The organism is Myxococcus dinghuensis, assembly GCF_024198235.1.
GTDB lineage: Bacteria > Myxococcota > Myxococcia > Myxococcales > Myxococcaceae > Myxococcus > Myxococcus dinghuensis.
Genome location: NZ_JAKCFB010000013.1, coordinates 25,741 through 44,096, shown reverse-complemented (window position 1 = coordinate 44,096; position 18,356 = coordinate 25,741). Strand labels below are relative to the sequence as shown.

The 18,356-nt window shown below is 71.6% G+C and carries 14 protein-coding genes; 6 read left to right on the top strand and 8 right to left on the bottom strand.

Features of this window, described 5'->3' with window-relative positions:
• Positions 1–14 precede the first annotated feature (14 nt).
• Positions 15–662, top strand: a complete 648-nt coding sequence (locus LZ198_RS18775) for a DUF998 domain-containing protein (protein ID WP_253973375.1) — start codon at positions 15–17, stop codon at positions 660–662.
• Positions 663–736: 74 nt separating this feature from the next.
• Complete coding sequence (locus tag LZ198_RS18770) at positions 737–1,489, top strand: tetratricopeptide repeat protein (RefSeq protein WP_253973374.1); 753 nt, start codon at positions 737–739, stop codon at positions 1,487–1,489.
• A 147-nt stretch (positions 1,490–1,636) separates the two neighbouring features.
• Here LZ198_RS18770 and LZ198_RS43450 read toward each other — a convergent pair whose 3' ends face one another.
• The gene (locus tag LZ198_RS43450) at positions 1,637–3,949 is read right to left on the bottom strand and encodes a S41 family peptidase (RefSeq protein WP_253973373.1); all 2,313 of its coding nucleotides are present in this window, start codon (positions 3,947–3,949) and stop codon (positions 1,637–1,639) included.
• A gap of 339 nt (positions 3,950–4,288) precedes the next feature.
• Here LZ198_RS43450 and LZ198_RS18760 point away from each other — a divergent pair, with 339 nt between their 5' ends.
• From LZ198_RS18760 to LZ198_RS18750, 3 genes are all read left to right on the top strand, one after another.
• The gene (locus tag LZ198_RS18760; protein ID WP_253973372.1) at positions 4,289–4,777 is read left to right on the top strand and encodes a hypothetical protein; all 489 of its coding nucleotides are present in this window, start codon (positions 4,289–4,291) and stop codon (positions 4,775–4,777) included.
• A 786-nt stretch (positions 4,778–5,563) separates the two neighbouring features.
• Positions 5,564–7,459: a protein kinase domain-containing protein gene (locus LZ198_RS18755; RefSeq protein ID WP_253973371.1), complete on the top strand. Its 1,896-nt coding sequence runs from the start codon at positions 5,564–5,566 to the stop codon at positions 7,457–7,459.
• Positions 7,460–7,539: 80 nt separating this feature from the next.
• A complete protein-coding gene (locus LZ198_RS18750) occupies positions 7,540–8,844 on the top strand; it encodes an ABC1 kinase family protein (protein ID WP_253973370.1) in 1,305 nt (434 codons plus the stop codon).
• A gap of 36 nt (positions 8,845–8,880) precedes the next feature.
• Here LZ198_RS18750 and LZ198_RS18745 read toward each other — a convergent pair whose 3' ends face one another.
• Together LZ198_RS18745 and LZ198_RS18740 are read right to left on the bottom strand one after the other, a co-directional pair.
• On the bottom strand, positions 8,881–9,279 hold the full coding sequence (locus tag LZ198_RS18745) for a response regulator (RefSeq protein ID WP_234066178.1): 399 nt from the start codon (positions 9,277–9,279) through the stop codon (positions 8,881–8,883).
• 198 nt (positions 9,280–9,477) lie between these two features.
• A complete protein-coding gene (locus LZ198_RS18740) occupies positions 9,478–10,689 on the bottom strand; it encodes a sensor histidine kinase (RefSeq protein WP_253973369.1) in 1,212 nt (403 codons plus the stop codon).
• A gap of 293 nt (positions 10,690–10,982) precedes the next feature.
• Between LZ198_RS18740 and LZ198_RS18735 the strand changes: the two genes are divergently transcribed.
• Complete coding sequence (locus tag LZ198_RS18735) at positions 10,983–11,684, top strand: response regulator transcription factor (RefSeq protein ID WP_253973368.1); 702 nt, start codon at positions 10,983–10,985, stop codon at positions 11,682–11,684.
• Between the two features lie 61 nt (positions 11,685–11,745).
• On the opposite strand, the gene LZ198_RS18730 is transcribed toward LZ198_RS18735, so the two are convergent.
• From LZ198_RS18730 to LZ198_RS18710, 5 genes are all read right to left on the bottom strand, one after another.
• Positions 11,746–12,780, bottom strand: a complete 1,035-nt coding sequence (locus tag LZ198_RS18730) for a methyltransferase (protein WP_253973367.1) — start codon at positions 12,778–12,780, stop codon at positions 11,746–11,748.
• On the bottom strand, positions 12,777–13,646 hold the full coding sequence (locus LZ198_RS18725) for a tryptophan 2,3-dioxygenase family protein (RefSeq protein WP_253973366.1): 870 nt from the start codon (positions 13,644–13,646) through the stop codon (positions 12,777–12,779). Before LZ198_RS18725 ends, LZ198_RS18730 begins: the two co-directional genes overlap by 4 nt.
• Before the next feature lie 182 nt (positions 13,647–13,828).
• Positions 13,829–14,233, bottom strand: a complete 405-nt coding sequence (locus tag LZ198_RS18720; RefSeq protein ID WP_253973365.1) for a response regulator — start codon at positions 14,231–14,233, stop codon at positions 13,829–13,831.
• Positions 14,226–17,171: a response regulator gene (locus tag LZ198_RS18715; protein WP_253973364.1), complete on the bottom strand. Its 2,946-nt coding sequence runs from the start codon at positions 17,169–17,171 to the stop codon at positions 14,226–14,228. Before LZ198_RS18715 ends, LZ198_RS18720 begins: the two co-directional genes overlap by 8 nt.
• A gap of 3 nt (positions 17,172–17,174) precedes the next feature.
• A complete protein-coding gene (locus tag LZ198_RS18710) occupies positions 17,175–18,338 on the bottom strand; it encodes an FIST signal transduction protein (protein ID WP_253973363.1) in 1,164 nt (387 codons plus the stop codon).
• Positions 18,339–18,356 lie beyond the last annotated feature (18 nt).

Genomic DNA, 18,356 nt, shown 5'->3' with positions numbered 1-18,356 from the left:
CCGATGGAGAGCGCATGTCCTGGTCCGCCCTTCCGCCTCGCGGCACCCTGGCCGCGGGAGTCGCGGTTCCCTTCCTCTACTTCGGCACCCAGTTGGTGGCCGCGCCGTTCAACCCCGGCTACAGCTTCCTGAGCCAGACGGCGAGCATGCTCGGCTCCGACCGCGCGACGCACCCGGGGTTGTTCAACATGGGCGTGGGGTTGACGGGGCTCGCGACGTTGGTCGCCGCCGCGGGCTACTTCTGTGGCTTCCGGGCGCTGAACGCGCCCGTGGTGCTGCGCTGGCTCGTGTTCCTCGCGCTGGAGGGGCTGGGGCTCGCCACGCTGAACGCCGCGCGGTTCCCCCTGCCGGACCCGCGTCATGGCTCGGGGCCACTCATCGCGGGCGCGGTGCTCCTGCCCGCGCTGCTCCTCGCGGCGCTCTGGCGTCAGCCCGAGGCCCGGCCCCTGCGCGGCTATCTCCTGGTGACGAACGGGCTCCTGCTCGCGCTGGTCCCCGTCATGAGCGGCTGGAGCGGGCTGGACGTGAGGGGCCTCGAGGGGCTGCTCCAGCGGCTCGTCGCCCTGGTCATCTACCCACCCATCGCCGTGGGCGCGTGGTTCCTGGCGAAGCAGCTCCGGCGGGGTGTGACTCCGTCCGCCTCGTACCCGCCGCTCGGATGACCCTCGCCCGGAAAGGGTTTCGAGAGCCCGGAGCGGTGATGTGATACAACCGAGTTGCAACACTCGGGAGTCCCATGCACGCGTTGGCGCTCACCCTCCTCTTCCTCTTCCAGGCACCCGAAACGAAGGGGGCTCCGCGATACACCGCCGAACTCCAGGCCGTGTACGACCAGGCCGACGTCGCGCTGAAGGCCATGAGTGGTGACTTCACCGAGGCGCAGCGGAACGTCCAGCGGCTGGTCGACGAGGCCCCGGAGAACCCCCGGACGCACTTCCTGGTCGGGCGCATGCTCATCCCGCAGTCCCAATACGAGGAGGCCCTCCGCGCCATGGAGCGCGCGCTCGAGCTGGGGCTCGACGGAGTGGACCGTATCGAGGCCGTGCAGTGGCGGGATTCCCTCCGGCGTCAGGTGGCCGCGCTCGCGGAGGTCCGGGACGCGCTCGCCGAGAGACTCCAGAAGAACCCCGACGACGTCGAGGCCCATGCGGAGCGCGCGTTGCTCACCTACCTGGCCCACGACCTCGAGGGGGCGCGGACCCACGCGGTGCGAGTCACGGAGCTGCGTCCCGACGACAAGGATGGCCACGCCCTGCTCGGGCTCATCCTCCTGTCCTCGGGGAACGAGGACGGCGCCCGGGAACAGGCGCGACTTGCCCGCTCCCTCGGTGACTCCGAACGAGTGAGGGACCTCGAGCTGCGGCTCCAGAGGGTGAGCCAGCGTCGGCTCTTCTTCCTCGTGCCCCGGGGCCTGGTGCTGGTGCTGGTGCTGGGGCTCGGTGGCTACTGGCTGATGCGGCGGCGTGCTCGCGTCGCCACGCCGGTGTGATTCGACCGGTGCTCCGACCTTCCATCAGGTGGGCCGCGGACACAGCGGCCCTGGGGGCGTCGCGCGGATGCAGGCCTCCGGATGGCGCTCGTGTCGTGACGCTTCGTCGTATTGCTGATGTGACGGCGGCGTCGTGCGACCGCGTGCTCAGCGAGACTTCGAGGAGGTGAGACTCCCCGCGGGTCGGGTCGTCTCACGCAGGAGTGCCCGAGCCCGTTCGAGCACCTCGTCGCGTCCGGCGCGCAAGCCCTTCACCGTCGGCCGCACCTCGATGTCTGGCTTCAGCCCCGTGCCCTGGGCGGGCTGTCCGTCGGGCCACTCGAAGCGCTGGCCGGTGAAGAGGACGCAGATGTCTCCAGGGAGGCAGACATTCGTCGTGTCGCCCACGGCTCCGGCGGTGGCGCTGCCCACGAGCGTCGCCCCGGACGCGGCGCGGAGCATCATCGCCGTGTACTCCCCCTGGCTCACCGTGCGCTCGTCGACGAGCACCACGACGCGGCCTCCGTAGAGCGGGCGCTCCGTCGTGGGCAGCGTGTCCTGGAAGCGCAGCTCCCGGCCTTCACCTCCAGACAGCAAGGGGCGGGTGATGCGGGCGGCGGTGGTCGCGCCGCGCGTGTTGAGGCGGGGCGCGAGCGTCCACGTGCTGCCCTGCGGATAGCCGCGCAGGTCGAGGACCAGCGCGCGCGTGTCCTTCATCGCCTCCAGCAGCGCGTCCACCGACTCCGCGCGGAGCAGCCGCAGGTCGGCATAGCCCACGCCGTCCTCCAGCATCCGCCAGGGCGCGTCGTCGCGCGGCGGCTCGCGGAGGAAGGGCAGGAAGTCGCGCGAGCGCGGCAGCCGGCTCTCCTTCAACCGCCCATCCACGCCTTGGAACATGACCTCCACCGGCGCGCCATCCGCGCCCGCGAGCAGCAGGCTGGCCACTCGCTCCAACTGGGCCGCGGGGTGTGATGCCCCCAGGAGCGCGCGGAATCGCGCCGCGCGCGTGGCCACGGGCTCACCATCCACGGACACCACTTCATCGCCCACGGAGATACCCGCCGCTCTCGCGGCCTCGGGCGCGGGAAGCTCCGTCACGAGGAAGCGCCCCTCGATGGGACGGAGCACCAGCGGCACGTTGCCCTCGGCGAGCGAGCGCAGCGGCACGTTCGCCTCCGCGACGAAGACGTGGCCGTCTCGCACACGCGCCGCCAGCATGTACACGGCGCGGGCGTACTCGCGGGCATCGGTCGCCGCGCGGGCTTGCGACAGCGCCTCCGGGAGCACCGCGTCCCAGTCTCCGAGCGCCGATGGGTCGCAATGGAAGAACCGCATCACGCTCCAGAAGCGGATGACCGCGAGCAATCGATACGGCTCGGACGGGTAGGGCGTCGTCGAGGACACATCCACCGTCGCGCTCCTCGGCGTCACCCGGGCCTCCGTCCTCTCGCGTGGAAGCGCCTTGCCGGGCCCCGTGCGCAGCAACCGGAGCGCGGCCTGGAACGCGGGGCCGGCATCTCCGGGGGCCGTGTCATTGCCGACGGTGACGTCCGTGCGCAAACCCCGCGAGCCTGGCGGGAAGACCCGCTCCGACGCGCGCACCACCACGTCGCGCCCCCCGGGCAGGCGCATGCGCTTCACGCGGACGGTGGTGGACTCATCCAGTGCGCCCTGGGCCACGAGCGAGGTCCGAGGCGAGGTGCGCAAGGCGAGCAGCAGCGGTGTCAGCGGCGTGCGCGCGTTGACCAGCAACGCCACCGAGCGCTTCGGTGTGCCGGGCGCGGGCGTGAACATCCGAGGCATGCGCGTCTCGAAGGAGGTGGTGAAGTCTCCCGAGCTGGGGCCTCGCTGCGCGGGAAACCCCGAGTACTGACGGAGGCGCTCGGCGGGCGCGCTCACGGGCTCCGAGGGCAGCGACTGCTCCAGGAACCCGAGCGACATCTCCATCCACCGCGCTTCCTCGGTGCCACGGGCGCGCAGGTCCAGGATGACGTGGCGGGCCCGCGCGAGCTCGGGCTCCAGCGCGCGCATCGCCGGATAGAGCGCGTGGAGGTTGGCGTAGCGGCGGTCCAGGTCCAGGACGAGGACCTCTCCCACCCAGCGGGACAGCGGGCGCGGCGCTCCCGACGGAGCCCCGGCGGGCGGTGCATCCTCGATGCGGGTCAGCGGGTCATCCAGTCGACGGAGCATGCCGGAGACGGCGTGCTCCAGTGCCTCCGGCGTGGTGGCGGCGAGCGCTTCGGGCAGGGCCTCCACGAGGGCCGCGTCCCAGTCCTCTTCGTGCAAGGCGAGGGCGGGGTGCGTGTACTTCACCAGCCCCCAGACCCGACCCAGGACCGCTGCGTTGCGCGAGGCCTCGTCGCTCCGCGCGTGCGCGTCGGACGCCCCCGTCGCGAATGCGAGGCACGGGCTCATGGCCATCGCCCCGATGAGGACACAACCCGTCCAGGCGAACATCCACCCGCCGCGTGAGCGCTTCACCGTCACCTCCGATGGCGCCTCCTGACATCCGTGGCCACGAAAAGGTTTCACGCCCTCGCGCCTGTCCGTTCCCCCAGCGGCTCACTGCAAACTTCTGCTCGTCCGCCAAATGACGTGTCACCCCAGTGAGTCGGTGGCCGCGAGCGAGGGGCTTGGGTCTTCAGCGCGTGGTGGCGGTGCTCGAGGAGGTGCTGGAGGGGCCGGATGAGACGGGCTCCAGTTCGCACTCGAGACATGTGACGTGTCTCAGGTCGTGGAGGGACTCCTCGCGGCGAGCGCACGGTGTCTGGGCGCTCTCGGGACACTCGCCACCCGTACACCCGAAACTGGAGAATGTTCATGCGAAGTCCGAACCGCGTGGTTGTTTCCTCGTTGACGCTGGCGCTGTGCGCGCTGCTGATGGGCGCGTGTGGTGGCTCTCCTGGAGCCGACGGGCGCGAGCCGGCGACGGACGGATTGGAGGCGGCCCCCTCCACCGATGGAACTCCCACCGGCAATGAAGGCAACAAGGGCGAGGCGTCCGAGGGTGGCGTCGTGGACCAGCTCGAGGTCACGCTGTGTCACATCCCGCCGGGCAACCCCGCCAACGCACATACGATCTCCGTGGGCGTAGCGGCCGTGAAGGCCCATGAGAAGCACGGTGACCTCCTCGGTGCCTGCGAGGGCGAGGCGGACGGCGGCAGCGGCGGGTCGGACGGCGGCAGCGGCGGGTCGGACGGCGGCGGCGGCACGTGCGCGCCCGTCGATGCCGCGTGCGACGAGAGCGTCGTGTGCTGCAACGGCCTCGGGTGCTCGGCCGAGGGCTTCTGCGAGCCGGAGATCAACTGAAGCTTCGCGGTCCTCCGCGGGGACCAGAACCGCGTCCAGGGCCCGCGTGAGCGGATGACCCGGACGCGAGGTGTCCTCGCGGAGGGTACGCGCGCGGGCCGTCCGTGAGCGCGCGGGGAGCCGCGTTCGTCATGCCATCCGGAGGGGTGTCCTGTCGCAAGCCCGGGCGTGAGCCGGGCCGAGGCAGGGTGCCCCTCCGGGTGGCCCCCGCTGGAAGCGCGTCGGGGCCGCCCAGGCCCATGGCACCTCCGGCGGATGTCTCATCCCCCCCGCGCGGGATGATCCTCCGCGACGCGCGGCCGTGCCCCGGCACCCCTCCGCCACCTTCCCCGTCGCCGCGCGTCACGTGTTTCCTTCAAGAATCCCGACCTCATGCGTCTACACGTAGGGCGGTGTCGACGGGCGGATGGGCTGAGAACGACGCATGACTCGGGGAAAACCGTGAAGCGTGACGGACTACAAAGGAATCCCCGAAGCGACCTCCGCGAGAGAGAGTCAGGCGGTAATGTTTTCAACCAAATGGCTGTAGTTTATGCCGGGAGGAACGGGGGACACTTTCGACCCGGAGGTCTGAAGCTCCTCGTCACTGTCCGGAACCTGAAGCACTTCAACACCTTCGCGTGAAGGTCCGTGAATCACGGATTTGAATGCGCGGGTGGCACAAGGCTCGCAAAGCAGTCCGCACCGACCCCTGTACCCGCCTCCTCTCCATTCCCCGTGTTCGTCCCCAACGTCATCTGCTCCTGTGTTCCTCCTCACTCTGATCCGAGTGAGTGCCCGACGTGGGTGCGTCCGCACCGGAACACGCCCGTGGAGCGCAACACGCCCGCGGAGGGGAACACGATGCTGTACGCGGGGACGCCGCCGCCCACGATGCTGTACGCGGGGACGCCGCCGCCGATGATGGGCGTGGTCACGCCCGCGCCCACGCCGCCGCCCGCGGCCACGGGGTCGCTGGTGGGGCAGCAACTGGGCCACTTCAAGCTGCTCAAGGAGCTGGGCCGCGGGGGCATGGGCACGGTGATGCTGGCCGAGCACGCCCTCATCCAGAAGCGCGTGGCCATCAAGGTGCTGCACGCGCACCTGGCGCAGGACCCGGACCTCGTCGCCCGCTTCCTGTCGGAGGCGCGCACGCTGACGGTGGTGCAGCACGAGAACGTGGTCGCGCTGTACGACCTGGACACGCGCGACGGGCGCCCCTACCTCGTCATGGAGTACCTGGAGGGGCAGAACCTGGCGGCCTTCGCCAAGGGGCCGCTGGCGCCGTCGGTGGTGGTGGAGCTGCTCTCGCAGGTGTGTGACGCGCTGGGCGCCGCGCACGCGCACGGCATCGTCCACCGCGACCTCAAGCCGGCCAACGTCTTCCTGGTGCCCGGGCCGCAAGGCCGGCTGCGGGTGAAGCTGTTGGACTTCGGCATCGCCAAGCTGCTGTCGCGTCCGGCGGGGCTGCACACCACCGAGGTGGGCGTGCTGCTGGGCACGCCGGAGTTCATGGCGCCCGAGCAGTGCGGCGACGACACGGTGGACGCGCGCACGGACATCTACGCGGTGGGCGTGCTGGGCTACTACCTGCTCACCGGGCGCGTGCCCTTCACCGGGCGGACCGCGGCGGAGGTGCTCATCGGGCACCTCCAGAAGCCGCCGCCCCCGCCCCACGAGGTGCGCCCGGGCGTGCCCCCGGCGCTGTCGCGCGTGCTGCTGCGCGCGCTGGCCAAGCGCCCCGAGGACCGCTTCGCCCAGGCCGCGGACCTGCGCGCGGCGCTGGCCACCGCGCTCGCGCCGGAGCCGGAGCCCGTCGACCCCGGCTTCATGGCCCGGGTGCGCGTCGCCGGCGCGCCGCACTCGCACGAGCTGCGCTGCGAGTGGGTGGGCCGCGCCGGCCTCTTCCTGCACACGGAGACGCCCCCCCCGCCGCTGCTGTCGGACGTGGGCCTGTTGCTGCGGCTCCCCGGAGGCGAGCTGGCCTGCACCGGCCAGGTGGTGCGGCACGTCACGCCGGAGCAGGCGCGCGCGTGGCGCATGTCCCCGGGCTTCGGCGTGCAACTGCGCGACACGTCGCCGGCCTTCCAGGAGGCGCTGGCGCGCCTGAAGTCGGGGGTGCGGCTGGAGCCGCCCACGCCGCCGCCGTCCCCCATGCAGGAGGACGCGGTGGCGGAGCGGGTGCTCCAGGGCTTCCGCGCGCGGCTCTCCGGTGACCACTACGTGGTGCTGGAGGTGCCCCGCGACGCCACGCTGGAGATGGTGCGCACGGGCGCCAGCCGGGCCCGCGCGGCGCTGGAGCCCCTCAAGACCCGCTCCCTGTCGCTGGGGCAGCGCGCCCAGCTCGAGCGGGTGCTGGAGCGGGTGACGGGCGCCCTGCACGTGCTGGGGCACGTGGAGCGCCGGGTGGAGTACGACGCGCGGCTGGGGAACGTGGAGGGGGTGGAGCGCTGCCTCGCCGCGGGCCTCACCGTGACGGCGCTGGAGAACTGCCGCCGCCGCTTCCTCGCGGAGAACCCGGGGCGGGACGGCCGGGCGGCGGTGCAGCGGCTGTCGGGAGACGCGCTGTCGTCCGTGGGCCGGCTGCAGGAGGCGCTCGCCGCCTACGAGCAGGCGGTGCGCATGGACCCGCTGGACCTGGATGGGCTCAAGCGCTGGCGTGCCCTCCGAGCGCGGCTGCGCAACACCCCCACGCCCCGGTAGCCCGGCGGCCGGCCATGTGGGGCCGGGAGGTGTACCTTGCGTCCTGGAGGAGGCTCCTCGTTAATCCTCCTCGGGTACCCATGGCCTCCGACTCCGACGACACCCTTCCCCCCCAGGGACGCTTCACCCGGATGCGCAAGCTCGCCGGCCTGTCCATGCAGGTGGGCGCGGACGTGCTCAAGAGCGGCGCGAAGCGCCTGGCCGGTGGCACGCCGGACCTGCTCAGCAAGGGGGCCGCGGAGAAGCTGGTCTCCACCCTGGGCGAGCTCAAGGGCGCGGCCATGAAGCTGGGACAGGCCCTCTCCATGGACCCGGACCTGCTCACCCCGGAGGTGCGCCAGGTGCTCGCGCGCCTGCAGAACCAGGCCCCCGCCATGTCCTACGACATGGTCGCCCGCGTGGTGCGCCAGGAGCTGGGCGCCGCGCCCGAGGACGCCTTCCGGGAGTTCAGCCGCGAGCCGCTCGCCGCCGCGTCGCTGGGCCAGGTCCACCGCGCGGTGCTGCCGGACGGCCGGCCCGTGGCGGTGAAGGTGCAATACCCCGGCATCGCCGACTCCATGGCCCACGACATGGAGAACCTGGGCATGGTGGTGAAGACGGTGGGCAAGGCGTCGCGGCTGATGGACGGCTCGGCGTACTTCCAGGAGTTCCGCGACGAGCTGCTGCTGGAGCTGGACTACCGCCGCGAGGCCTCGCTGGCGGAGGGCTTCGCGCGCAGCGTGGCCTCGCTGGAGGACCTGTACGTGCCCGCCGTCATCGCCAGCCACAGCACCGGGCGCGTGCTCACGCTGGAGCTGCTGGAGGGGCCCACCCTGAAGGACTGGGTCGTCACCGGCGCGTCCAACGACGAGCGCTTCCGCGTGTCGCGCCAGCTCATCCGCGCGACGTATGGCCCGTTCTTCGGCGCGGGTGAAATCCACGCGGACCCGCACCCGGGCAACTTCCTCGTCATGCCGGACGGCCGGCTGGGCCTGTTGGACTTCGGCTCCATCAAGCGCTTCAGCCCGCGCTTCGTCGCCGCCAACCGGCGCATGTTCCAGCAGGCCATGCGGCTGGAGACCGTCGACGTGCTGCCCCTGAGCCGCGAGGTGGGCTTCACCGTGGAGCTGCCGGACGAGGAGGCCGCGGAGCTCATCCGCGAGGTGCTCCACATCGCCGGGCGGCCCATGCGCCTGTCGCCCTACGACTACGCGTCGTGCGAAATCCCCCGCGACATGCGCGGGCACTTCACGCGCCACGCGCCGCGCTTCCTCAAGATAAAGCCGCCCCCGGAGGCGGTGATGTTCTTCCGCTCCACCGGCGGGCTCGCCCAGAACCTGCGCCTCATCGGCGCGCACGGCGACTTCCGCGGCGTCTTCCTGGAGATGGCGGAGCGCCTGGGCTGAAGGCCGCGTGGGGGCCGAGCGCGGCCCCCGGGCCCGCTAGGAGGCCGCCGTGGCGGCGCGGCCCTTGGCGTGGATGGCGTGCAGCTTCTTCGCCAGCTCCTCGCCCTGCGTGCTCTTGGTGATGTAGCCGTCCGCGCCGGAGGCCAGCGCCAGCGCCCGCAGCTGCGACTCGTCCGAGGCGGAGAAGAGGATGAAGCGCGTCCCGGCGGGGGCCTGCGCCCGGGCCAGCGTCAGCACCCGGTCCCCCGTCAGCGCGGGGATGTTCACGTCCAGCAGCACCAGGTCCGGCGTCGTCGTGCGCACCAGGTTGGAGACGCCGAGCGACGAGCGGTGTGTGCGTACGTCGAAGCCGAAGGAGGAGAGCGAGCGCTCCGCCAGGGTCAACTGCTCCTGGTCATCGTCCACCACCAGCACGCGGATCTTCATGTCCGACATGACTCCTCCCCCTCGAGCACCATGGGTACCGACACCCGCCGGATGACACCACCTGGGCCGGATGGTGCCCATCGATTATCGCCGAGCGCGCCGCCCCTGTCGCCACCCTCCGAGGGGGGGACGCCCGGAAGTTCTCCAGGGAGACAGCCTCACCCGTGCAGTGGGCTGGGTAGCCCGTCACCCGCCCTGTCACGACGGTCAGCCGGAGCTGTAGACGGGGGTCCGGGACGTCCGCCTGGAGCGCGCGGGGAGGGAGAGGGTGAAGATGGCGCCGCCCTCCGGGCGGTTGGCGGCGGTGAGGGTTCCCCGGGCGCGCGTCACCACCTCGCTGGCCATGGACAGCCCCAGGCCGGTGCCGTGCTGGCCCTTGGTGGTGAAGAAGGGCTGGAAGATGGAGCGCAGGTGCTCCTCGGGGATGCCGGTGCCCTCGTCCTCCACGGTGACGACGGCGAAGCCGTTCCGGGCGTGCCCCCGGATGCGCAGCGTGCCGCCCCGGGGCATGGCGTCGCGCGCGTTGCGCAGCAGGTTGAGGAAGACGCAGCGCAGGTCCGCCGCCGAGCTCTCCACCAGCGGCAGCCGGGGCACCGCCACGTCCAGCCGCAGCGACAGGCCCTCGCGCAAGGCGCGCGTCTCCAGCTCGCCCCGGGCGATCTCCACCGCGTCGCGCACCACGTCCGCCAACTGCACCGGCTCCACGGCGGCCTCGGGCCTGCGGCGCGCGTAGTCCCGCAGGCGCGTCAGCCGCGTGGTGGCGTCCTCGACGATGCGCAGCAGCGTGTCCACGTGCGAGGTGGGCGCGCACTCGCACGACGTGTTCGCCTGGAGCAGCTCCAGGCGCAGCTTCATCGCCACCAGCAGGCTGCCCAGGTCGTGCGCGATGCCGGAGGCCTGCTCGCTGAGCATGCGCAGGTGCTCGCGCTCCGCCAGCGCGCGGCGCTCGCGCTCCAGCACCTCCTCCGCCCGCGCCTCTTCCGTGACGTCCCGCGCCAGCACCAGCACCACCGGCGGTGCGGGGGGGGCGTCGAGCCGACACACCCGCACCTCCAACTGCTGGTGCCCGCCCGCGTAGCCGTAGCGCGTCACGCACGCGGCGCCGTGCGGCAGGCCGTCGAGCTGACGGGCCGCCGCGGCGCCCACGCTGCGCAAGGTCAGCAGCGCGGGCCCCTCCTCGCGCCCGGCCTCCGTCAGGTGTCGCCAGGGGCCGCGCGCCCGTGACAGGGATTGCCAGCGCATGTTCACCAGCAACACCGCGTCGTCTCGCAACACCGCCAGCGCGCCCGTCAGCCCCTCCAGCGCCCAGGAGTGTCTCGGCGGTGCGTGGGGCTCATGGGCGAAGTCCGGGCCGTGAGCCTTCCTCACCTTGTCGAGGATGGCTTCGAGCTCATTCTCCGCGGAAAGGTGATCCGACATGCCTCGAGCTGTAACCCAGCCATCCTCGGAGCGGCAAGGCGGGGTGCGTATCGACGACGGAGGTCGAGCCCGCACGGGCAGGTGAGGTGTGGACCAGACGGCCAATGCCGCGCTCGATGATGTCGATGTCTGACATCCGCGCGACGTCGCCTCCGCCGCCGCGGCCGCGCGCTCGCCTCCGGCTCACCTTGGACAGGAGATGAACAAGCCTTGAACATCGCGTGATGAACAAGGTCGGGAATGGGCGACTCGTTTCGCTGAATTCAAGAGGCTCTCATTGCATCAGGATGACGATGACGACTGAGATTGAGCCTGAGCGGATCCGAGTCGCCCTCCTGGAAGACCAGCAGGTCTTCCGGGAGAGCCTGGTGCTGGTGTTGGAGAGCGCGGGGATGGACGTGGTGGCCCGTTGCTCCCAGACGCCGCCGTTCCTCGCGCGGGTGCGTGAGCGCTCGCCGCACGTGGCGGTGCTGGACCTGAAGCTGGAGTCGGGCGACCCGGAGGGGCCGGACACGGGGCTGACGGCGCTGCGGTGCCTGCACGACTTCTACCCCGCGGTGAAGCCGCTGGTGCTGTCGAGCCACCACGAGCCGGAGGTGGTGGAGCAGTGTCTGCACGCCGGCGCCGCGGGCTATCTGTGGAAGCACAACGTGGGCTGCGCGGAGGTGGTGGAGGCGGTGACGCGCGTGGCGCGGGGGGAGCGGCTGATGCCCTCCGGGCTGTCGTGGGGCGCGGCGGCGCAGGGCTTCGTGCCGCAGGAGGCGTCGCCCTCCGGGGGCGTGGAGCTGGGCCTGCTCACGCCGCGCGAGCGCGAGGTGCTGGGCTACGTGGCCGCGGGCGCGGACAACCTGAAGATCGCCGCCTGCCTCGACATCACCGAGCGCACCGTGAAGGCGCACATCACCAGCATCTACAAGAAGCTCGGCTCGGAGAACCGCACGCAGCTGGCGGTGCTCGCGTGCCAGCTCGGCGTCCAGCGGCCGGCGGGCGTCTGAGCGCGGGGCGTGCGCCGGGCCCGGGCGGGAGCGTGGCCCGGCGCGCGTCCTCGTGTCGCGCTCAGGGGCGCACGGCCGTCACCAGCTCGAAGGGCCCGCCCTGGAGCGCGCGCGCGTCGACGAAGCCCGTGTCCCGCAGCACGTCCAGGTAGAGCTCCACCTCGCGCAGCCGGCTGGCGCAGGTGTCCACGCCGATGAGCAGGTACGTCCAGAAGAACTGCGCGGCCAGGCGCTGCGGCGTGCGGAACTCCTCGCAGATGAGGATGCGGCCTCCGGACGGCAGCGCGTCGAAGGCCGCCTTCACCAGCGCGCGCGCCGTGGGCATGGGCCAGTCGTGCAGCACGCGCACGAAGGCCAGGGCGTCGTAGCCGCGGGGCAGGGGCTGCTGGAGGAAGTCCCCGCCCACGAAGCCGGGCTGCTCCGGCGGCAGGCCGTGGCGCTGGCGCGTGCGCTCGACGAGCGGCGCGGTGGCCGGCAGGTTGAAGACGTCCACGCGCAGGCCCGGGAACTCCTTCAGCAGGTGGGCCGCCAGCGAGCCGTCGCCGCCGCCCACGTCGAGCAGCCGGAGGCCGTCGCGCCACAGGAGCGCGGCGTGCTGGCGCAGCGTCTCCAGGATGGGCGGGAGCCCCGCGGCCATGCTCGACTCGAAGTCCGCGACCTGCTCCGGCGTGCGCAGGGGCCAGTCGAAGTCCTCCGGCGGCACGCCGTGCTGGCCGCGCAGCACCTCCGGCAGCCGCCCGTACACCGCGCGCCACGCGAACTTGTCGCGGTCCTTCTCCCGCGCCAGCACCGCGCGCGCCGCGCCGGCCAGTCCCTCCACCGCCTGGTAGCGCGTGTCCTCCAGCGCGTCCGAGTCCTGCTCTCGCCGCACCAGCCCCAGGCTCTCCAGGCAGTCGAGCAGCTTGTACAGGCGCGTGGGCACCAGCCCGTGCCGCGAGGCGAGCTGGCCCAGGGTGACGGGGCCGGGGGCCTCCAGCGAATCCAGGAGGCCCAGCGCCAACGACGTCTCCACCACGTCGATGGCGCGCGCGCCGTTGAACAGCAGGTGCAACAGCGCGCGGGGCGAGGACGCGGGCGGGGACGGCGGTGCCGTCACGATTCGCCCCGGTGCATGGGGCACCCGCCGCTGGCGGCGGCGGGCGGGGGGAAGGCGCCGAGCGCTCCCTCCATGCACCCTTCGCGGCGCGTGCCGGGCGCGTAGCCGCCGTCGCGCTTCCACGCCTGCGTCAACTCCACGCGCACGTCCCAGAGCTGGCGGAACAGCGGCAGCGTCATGCGGCCGGCGAGCACCTGCGTGGGCAGCCCGTCCAGCGCCTTCACGGACCGGTCCACGCCGATGGTGCGCCGCACCAGCTGGAAGTGCGCGTACAGCCAGCCCTGGAAGGACTCGTCGATGTCGAGCAGCTGCTCGCACAGGCGCTTCAGGTCGTCCGGCCCGCCGGAGTACACGCCCCGCAGCGTCTGCGAACGACGGACGAGCAGCCGCTCCAGCGCGGCCTCCAGCCCCTCCGCCGCCTTGCGCAGGGTGTTGTAGCCCGGCGACTCCTGCCCGCTGCCGTTGCCCAGGCTGCGCCGGATGACCTGGTAGGTGTCCGGCGTCATCGTCTCCAGCACCCCCATCTCCGAGCCGAGGCACCGGAGGATGCGCTGCATGCGCTCCAGCCGCGCGGACGCCCGCCACAGCGCGTCCCGGTCCAGCTCACCCACCACCTCCACCGCCTCGCGCGAGACGAGCTTCAGCCACAGCTCCTGCGCCTGGTGCACGACCTGGAACATCAGCTCGTCGTGCGCCACCCGCTCGCCTTCCGAGGACTGCAACGACAGGAGCTCCGGCGTCTTGAGGTAGACCTCGTAGTCCAGCTCCCCCCGGCCCACCCATTTCTTCAGCAGCGGGTTGAAGAGCGGTTCGTCCAGCTCTTGCCGCAACTTTTCCGCATAACTGTAATCGTGAGACGTGTGCATGGTGGTGCCCTCCAGAGGGGAAGGTGGGCGTTCGGTGTCGGAAGCTCGAAGGAGGCTTGCCCGAGTTGGGGACCGCGGGGACGGCGCTCGCTACGACATCCAGCAGTGAGACAGGACTTGTTACGGGTGGCGTTGCGCCCCGGACCGGACGAGCGGTCCGGGGGCGCGGTGAGACAGGTGGGTCAGGTCGTCGACGTCGTGGGGGCCGCGCGCGGCTTGAGCCGGAAGTTGCGCAGCCGGTTGGCGAGCTCCTCGCCCTGGACGCTCTTGGAGATGTAGCCGTCCGCGCCGGAGGCGAGGGCGAGCGAGCGCAGCTTGGACTCGTCGGAGGCGGAGTAGAGGATGAACTTCGTCTTCGCGGACGCGTACTGGCGCGCGAGGTTGACGACCTTGTCGCCCTTGAGGGCGGGGAAGTTGACGTCGATGAGGACGAAGTCGGGCTCGGACTGGCTCACGAGATTGGACACGCCGAGCGCCGAGGTATGCGTCAGCACCTCGAACCCGTACGCGCTCAGCGAGCGCTGGACGAGGTCGAGCAGGTCCGGGTCGTCGTCCACCACCAGGACGCGTGCTTTTTCTTCAACCATGGCTTCTCCCTAGATGCTTGCGGATCATCTCGAGCAACTGGTCACGATCAAGGGGCTTGGTGAGGTACGCGGTGCAGCCCGCCGCGTGCGCCTTGTCCTGATACTCCCGCCCCGCATGAGCCGTCACCGCGATGACCGGCACGTTGGCCACGGAGGGTAGCGCACGCAAGCGCCGTGTTGCCTCCCAACCATCCAGTCTGGGAAGCGAGAGGTCCATCAAGATGAGGTCCGGGTTGTCGCGCGTGGCGCGCTCGAGCCCGTGCTCGCCGTCCTCCGCCTCGATGACCTCGAACTGTCCACCGAGGTAGCGACGGACGATGTCGCGGTTCTGGGCACTGTCCTCCACGTAGAGGATGCGCGGCAGCCGGCCCGCGGTGGCCGCGCGCTGGGACAACAGCAGGCCCTTGGCCTGGGCGATGACGTCCTCGAGCGCGTGGCCGCCCTTCTTCACGAAGCCGGCGAAGCCGTCGCGCAGCAGGGACTCCTCCTCCAGGGTGAGGGACTTTCCGGTGAGCACCACCACGGGCACCTGGAGCTTCTCCGCGCGCAGCCGGCGCAGCACCTCGAAGCCGTCCAGGTTGGGCATCATCAGGTCCAGCACCACGAGCGACGGCGGGGACACGCGCGCCTTGAGCAGCGCGTCCTCGCCGCTGCGGGCCTCGGCGGTGGAGAAGCCGGCGCGCCGCAGGTTGCGGCTGACCAGCTCGCGCGTGGCCGCGTCGTCGTCCACCACCAGCACCTCGCCCACGCCTCCGCCGCTGGCGGTGGCCTGGCCCAGGCAGCGCTGGACGACCTCCACCAGCCGCTCGGGCTCCACGGGCTTGACCAGGTACTCGCACGCGCCCAGGGAGAAGCCCCGCGCGCGCTGCTCCTCCACGGAGATGAGGATGACGGGGATGCCCGCCAGCGCCTGCTCGCTCTTGAGCTGGCTGAGCACGGACCAGCCGTCCAGCTTGGGCAGGTGGATGTCCAGCAGGATGGCCTGGGGCTTGAGCTCGCGGGCGCGCTTGAGCGCCGCGATGCCGTCCTCGGCCACCACCACCTTGAAGCCCGCCGGCTCCAACTGCCCGGTGACGAGCTGCTGGATGAGCGGATCGTCGTCCACCACCAGCACCGTGCTGCCCGGCTGCGCCAGCGCGCCCACGTGCTGGGCCACCTCGCCCACCGGCACGCCGCGCTCGTGGTGCCCGCCGTCCGCGTGGGCCGGCGCGTCCAGGGTGTTGGGCAGCCGCACGGTGAAGGTGGTGCCGCGGCCCAGGGTGGACGTCACCGTCACGGTGCCGCCGAGCACGCGCGACAGCTCGCGCACGATGGCCAGGCCCAGGCCCGTGCCGCCCACCTTGCGCGTGGTGGAGCCGTCCACCTGGCGGAACTTCTCGAAGATGAAGGGCAGCTGGTCGGCGGGGATGCCCACGCCGGTGTCCTCCACCGTGATGATGACCTCGTCGCCGGCGGGCACCAGGCCCAGCGCCACCTCGCCGGTGTCGGTGAACTTGGCGGCGTTGCTCAGGAGGTTGAGCATGATCTGCCGCAGCTTGAGCGCGTCCGTGCGCAGCATGCGCGCCGCCGCGTCGATGTTCGTGGTGAGGGCCACGTCCTTGCCCTTGAGGTACTCCTTCACCGTGGCCATGCACTCGTCGGCCAGCTCCTGCACGTCGACGGGTTCGGTGACCACCTCCACGCGGCCGGCTTCGATCTTCGACAGGTCGAGGATGTCGTTGATGAGCGCCAGGAGCGTCTTGGCGTTGGTCTTCACCACGTTGAGGTCGCGGCGGCCGTGGGCCGTCAGCCGCGAGCCCTCCTCGCGCATCAGGAGGTCGCAGTAGCCGATGATGCCGTTGAGCGGGGTGCGGATCTCATGGCTGAAGTTGGCCAGGAACTCGCTCTTGAGCCGCGCGGCGGCCTCCGCCTCGCGGGCGCGCTCCTCCTCGTTGCGCTTGGCCACCGCCAGCTCCTGGGCCAGCCGGTCCAGGTCCTCGTTCTGCTGGCGGATGATCTCCATCTGCAGCGCGCGCTGCTGGTAGGACGCCAGCGAGCGGGCGGAGATGGCGCGGGTGCGTTTGATCTCCTCCAGGCTGGCGGCGAGCTGCTTGTTGGCCGCCTCCAGCTCCGCCTTCGACGCGCGCAGCATCTCCTCGTTCTGCTTGCGCTCGGTGATGTCCTCGGTGACGCCCAGCACGTAGCGGGCCTCCCCGCGGGCGTCGAGCAGCGGCAGCTTGCGCGTGGCGAAGATGCGGTCCACGCCGCCGGCGCGGGCCACCTCCTCGAAGGAGCGCATCTTCTTGCTGGAGAGGATTTCGGTGTCGATGGCGATGAACGACTCCGCCTGCTCCGGCGGGAAGTAGTCGTGGTCCAGCTTCCCGAGCAGCCACTCCTTGGTGACGCTGAACGCGTCCGCGAACGTCTGGTTGGCCACCACCAGCCGGCGCGTCTGCGCGTCCTTCACGAACAGGACGAAGGGCAGCGCGTCGATGATGCTGCCCAGTATCCAGTTGGTGCGCTGCAGCGCCTCCTTGGTGGCGTCGTGGAGGCGGCGGTCGAGCGCCAGGGGCAGCTCGCGGCGCAGGATGGGGACCAGCCGGTTGAAGCGGTCCTCGCTGACGTAGTCGCGCGCGCCGGCGAGGCTGGCGATCTCCAGCGTCTCGTCGCTCCACGTGGGCGACAGCACCACGAAGGGCAGCTCGTGGGCGTGCTTGCGCCACAGGGCCTGCGCCTCGGCGAAGCCCAGGCCGGGCAGCTCCGAACCGCAGACGACGAGCGCCCAGGGCTGCTCGAGCGCGGCGGCGAGCGCCTCCGGGCTCTGGGCGCGCTCGCTGCGGGCGTGGAGCCCGGCGTGGGCGAGCGCTTCCTCCACGCGCTGGCACTCGCGGTCGCTCGCCACGAGCAGCACGGCCGAGGGGGACTCGGGGGAGACCGCGGGGGAGAGGGAGGTGGCCATGGCTCAGTTCGCCCCGAATACCAGCGTCGTCAGCGTGGTGTTGATGTGGAACCCCGAATAGATTTCGAAGTGCACATTGAGCCCAGCGGCGGTGGGTGCGGCCTTCAGCGTCTGCGCGAGCTGGGACACCGTGTTCGTCGCATGCGCGTACCACATGCGGCCGCCACAGTGGAACAGCAGGGCGGCCTGGGGGTTCTGCACGCGGCGCGGCAGCTCGTCCGTGAAGAAGTGGCGCGTCATGCCGGCCATGTCCCCCAACTGCATGAGCTCCAGCTCCGTGCCCTCCTCCAGGAGGTTGGCGAAGAGGATGGAGCCGTCCTCCTGGGGCCGCCAGGCGGCGCGGATGAAGTACTCGCGGCCCACGCGCAGGGCGGTGGGGCGGGCCGCGAAGCCGCGCGGCGTGCCGAACTCCAGGTCCGCCACGTTCTCCACGCCCAGGATTTCGGCGTAGCGCTTCGCCGCGGGGCGGCCGTCGATTTCCAGCGCGCGGGTGTGGCTCTCGTCCACCTTGGTGATGGTGAGCTTCTCCCCGGTGGGCACGTACCAGTGCGAGCGCAGCGCGCCCCAGGGGGCGCTGGTGCGGAACAGGGCCACCAGCACCGCGTCCGTCGCCACCTCGCCGTCCACGTGGATGAGCGCGGACTGACGCGCCGGGTCGCGGTTGTCGTCGCTGGCGCCGCCGCCCACGAGCACCAGCGTCTGGCTGCGCTCGAGGATGCCCAGCAGCAGCTCCTCCTTCTTGTAGCGGAAGCCGTCGTCGATGACGAGGCCGACGTACCGGCGCGGGTCCAGGTCCTGCTGCCGCACGCCCAGCTCCTCGCAGGCGCGCTTGATGGCGTTCTGCCCGGCGGTGATGGCGTCGAGCGACAGGCGCGTGCCCAGGCCCAGGCCCACCTCCAGGTCGCCCCAGAGGGCGGCCATCACCACGCTGCCCTCGTGGATGCCCTCGTTGTCCAGCTCGCCCGCGGTGGTGGCGCCCACCAGGCGCGTGCCCGGCGGGAGCCGCTCGCGCACCGCCCGGTTGAGGGCGTACTGGTCCCGCTCGCGCGAGGCGAACATCGTCACCAGCACGGGCTTGATGCCACCCAGTTGCTTGAGGAGGTCCTCCGCGGCGGCAACCGGCTCCTTCAGCGTGGTGCGAGCCGTCTGCATCTTCACTTGGGCCATGGAGGTCCTCCGAGGTGT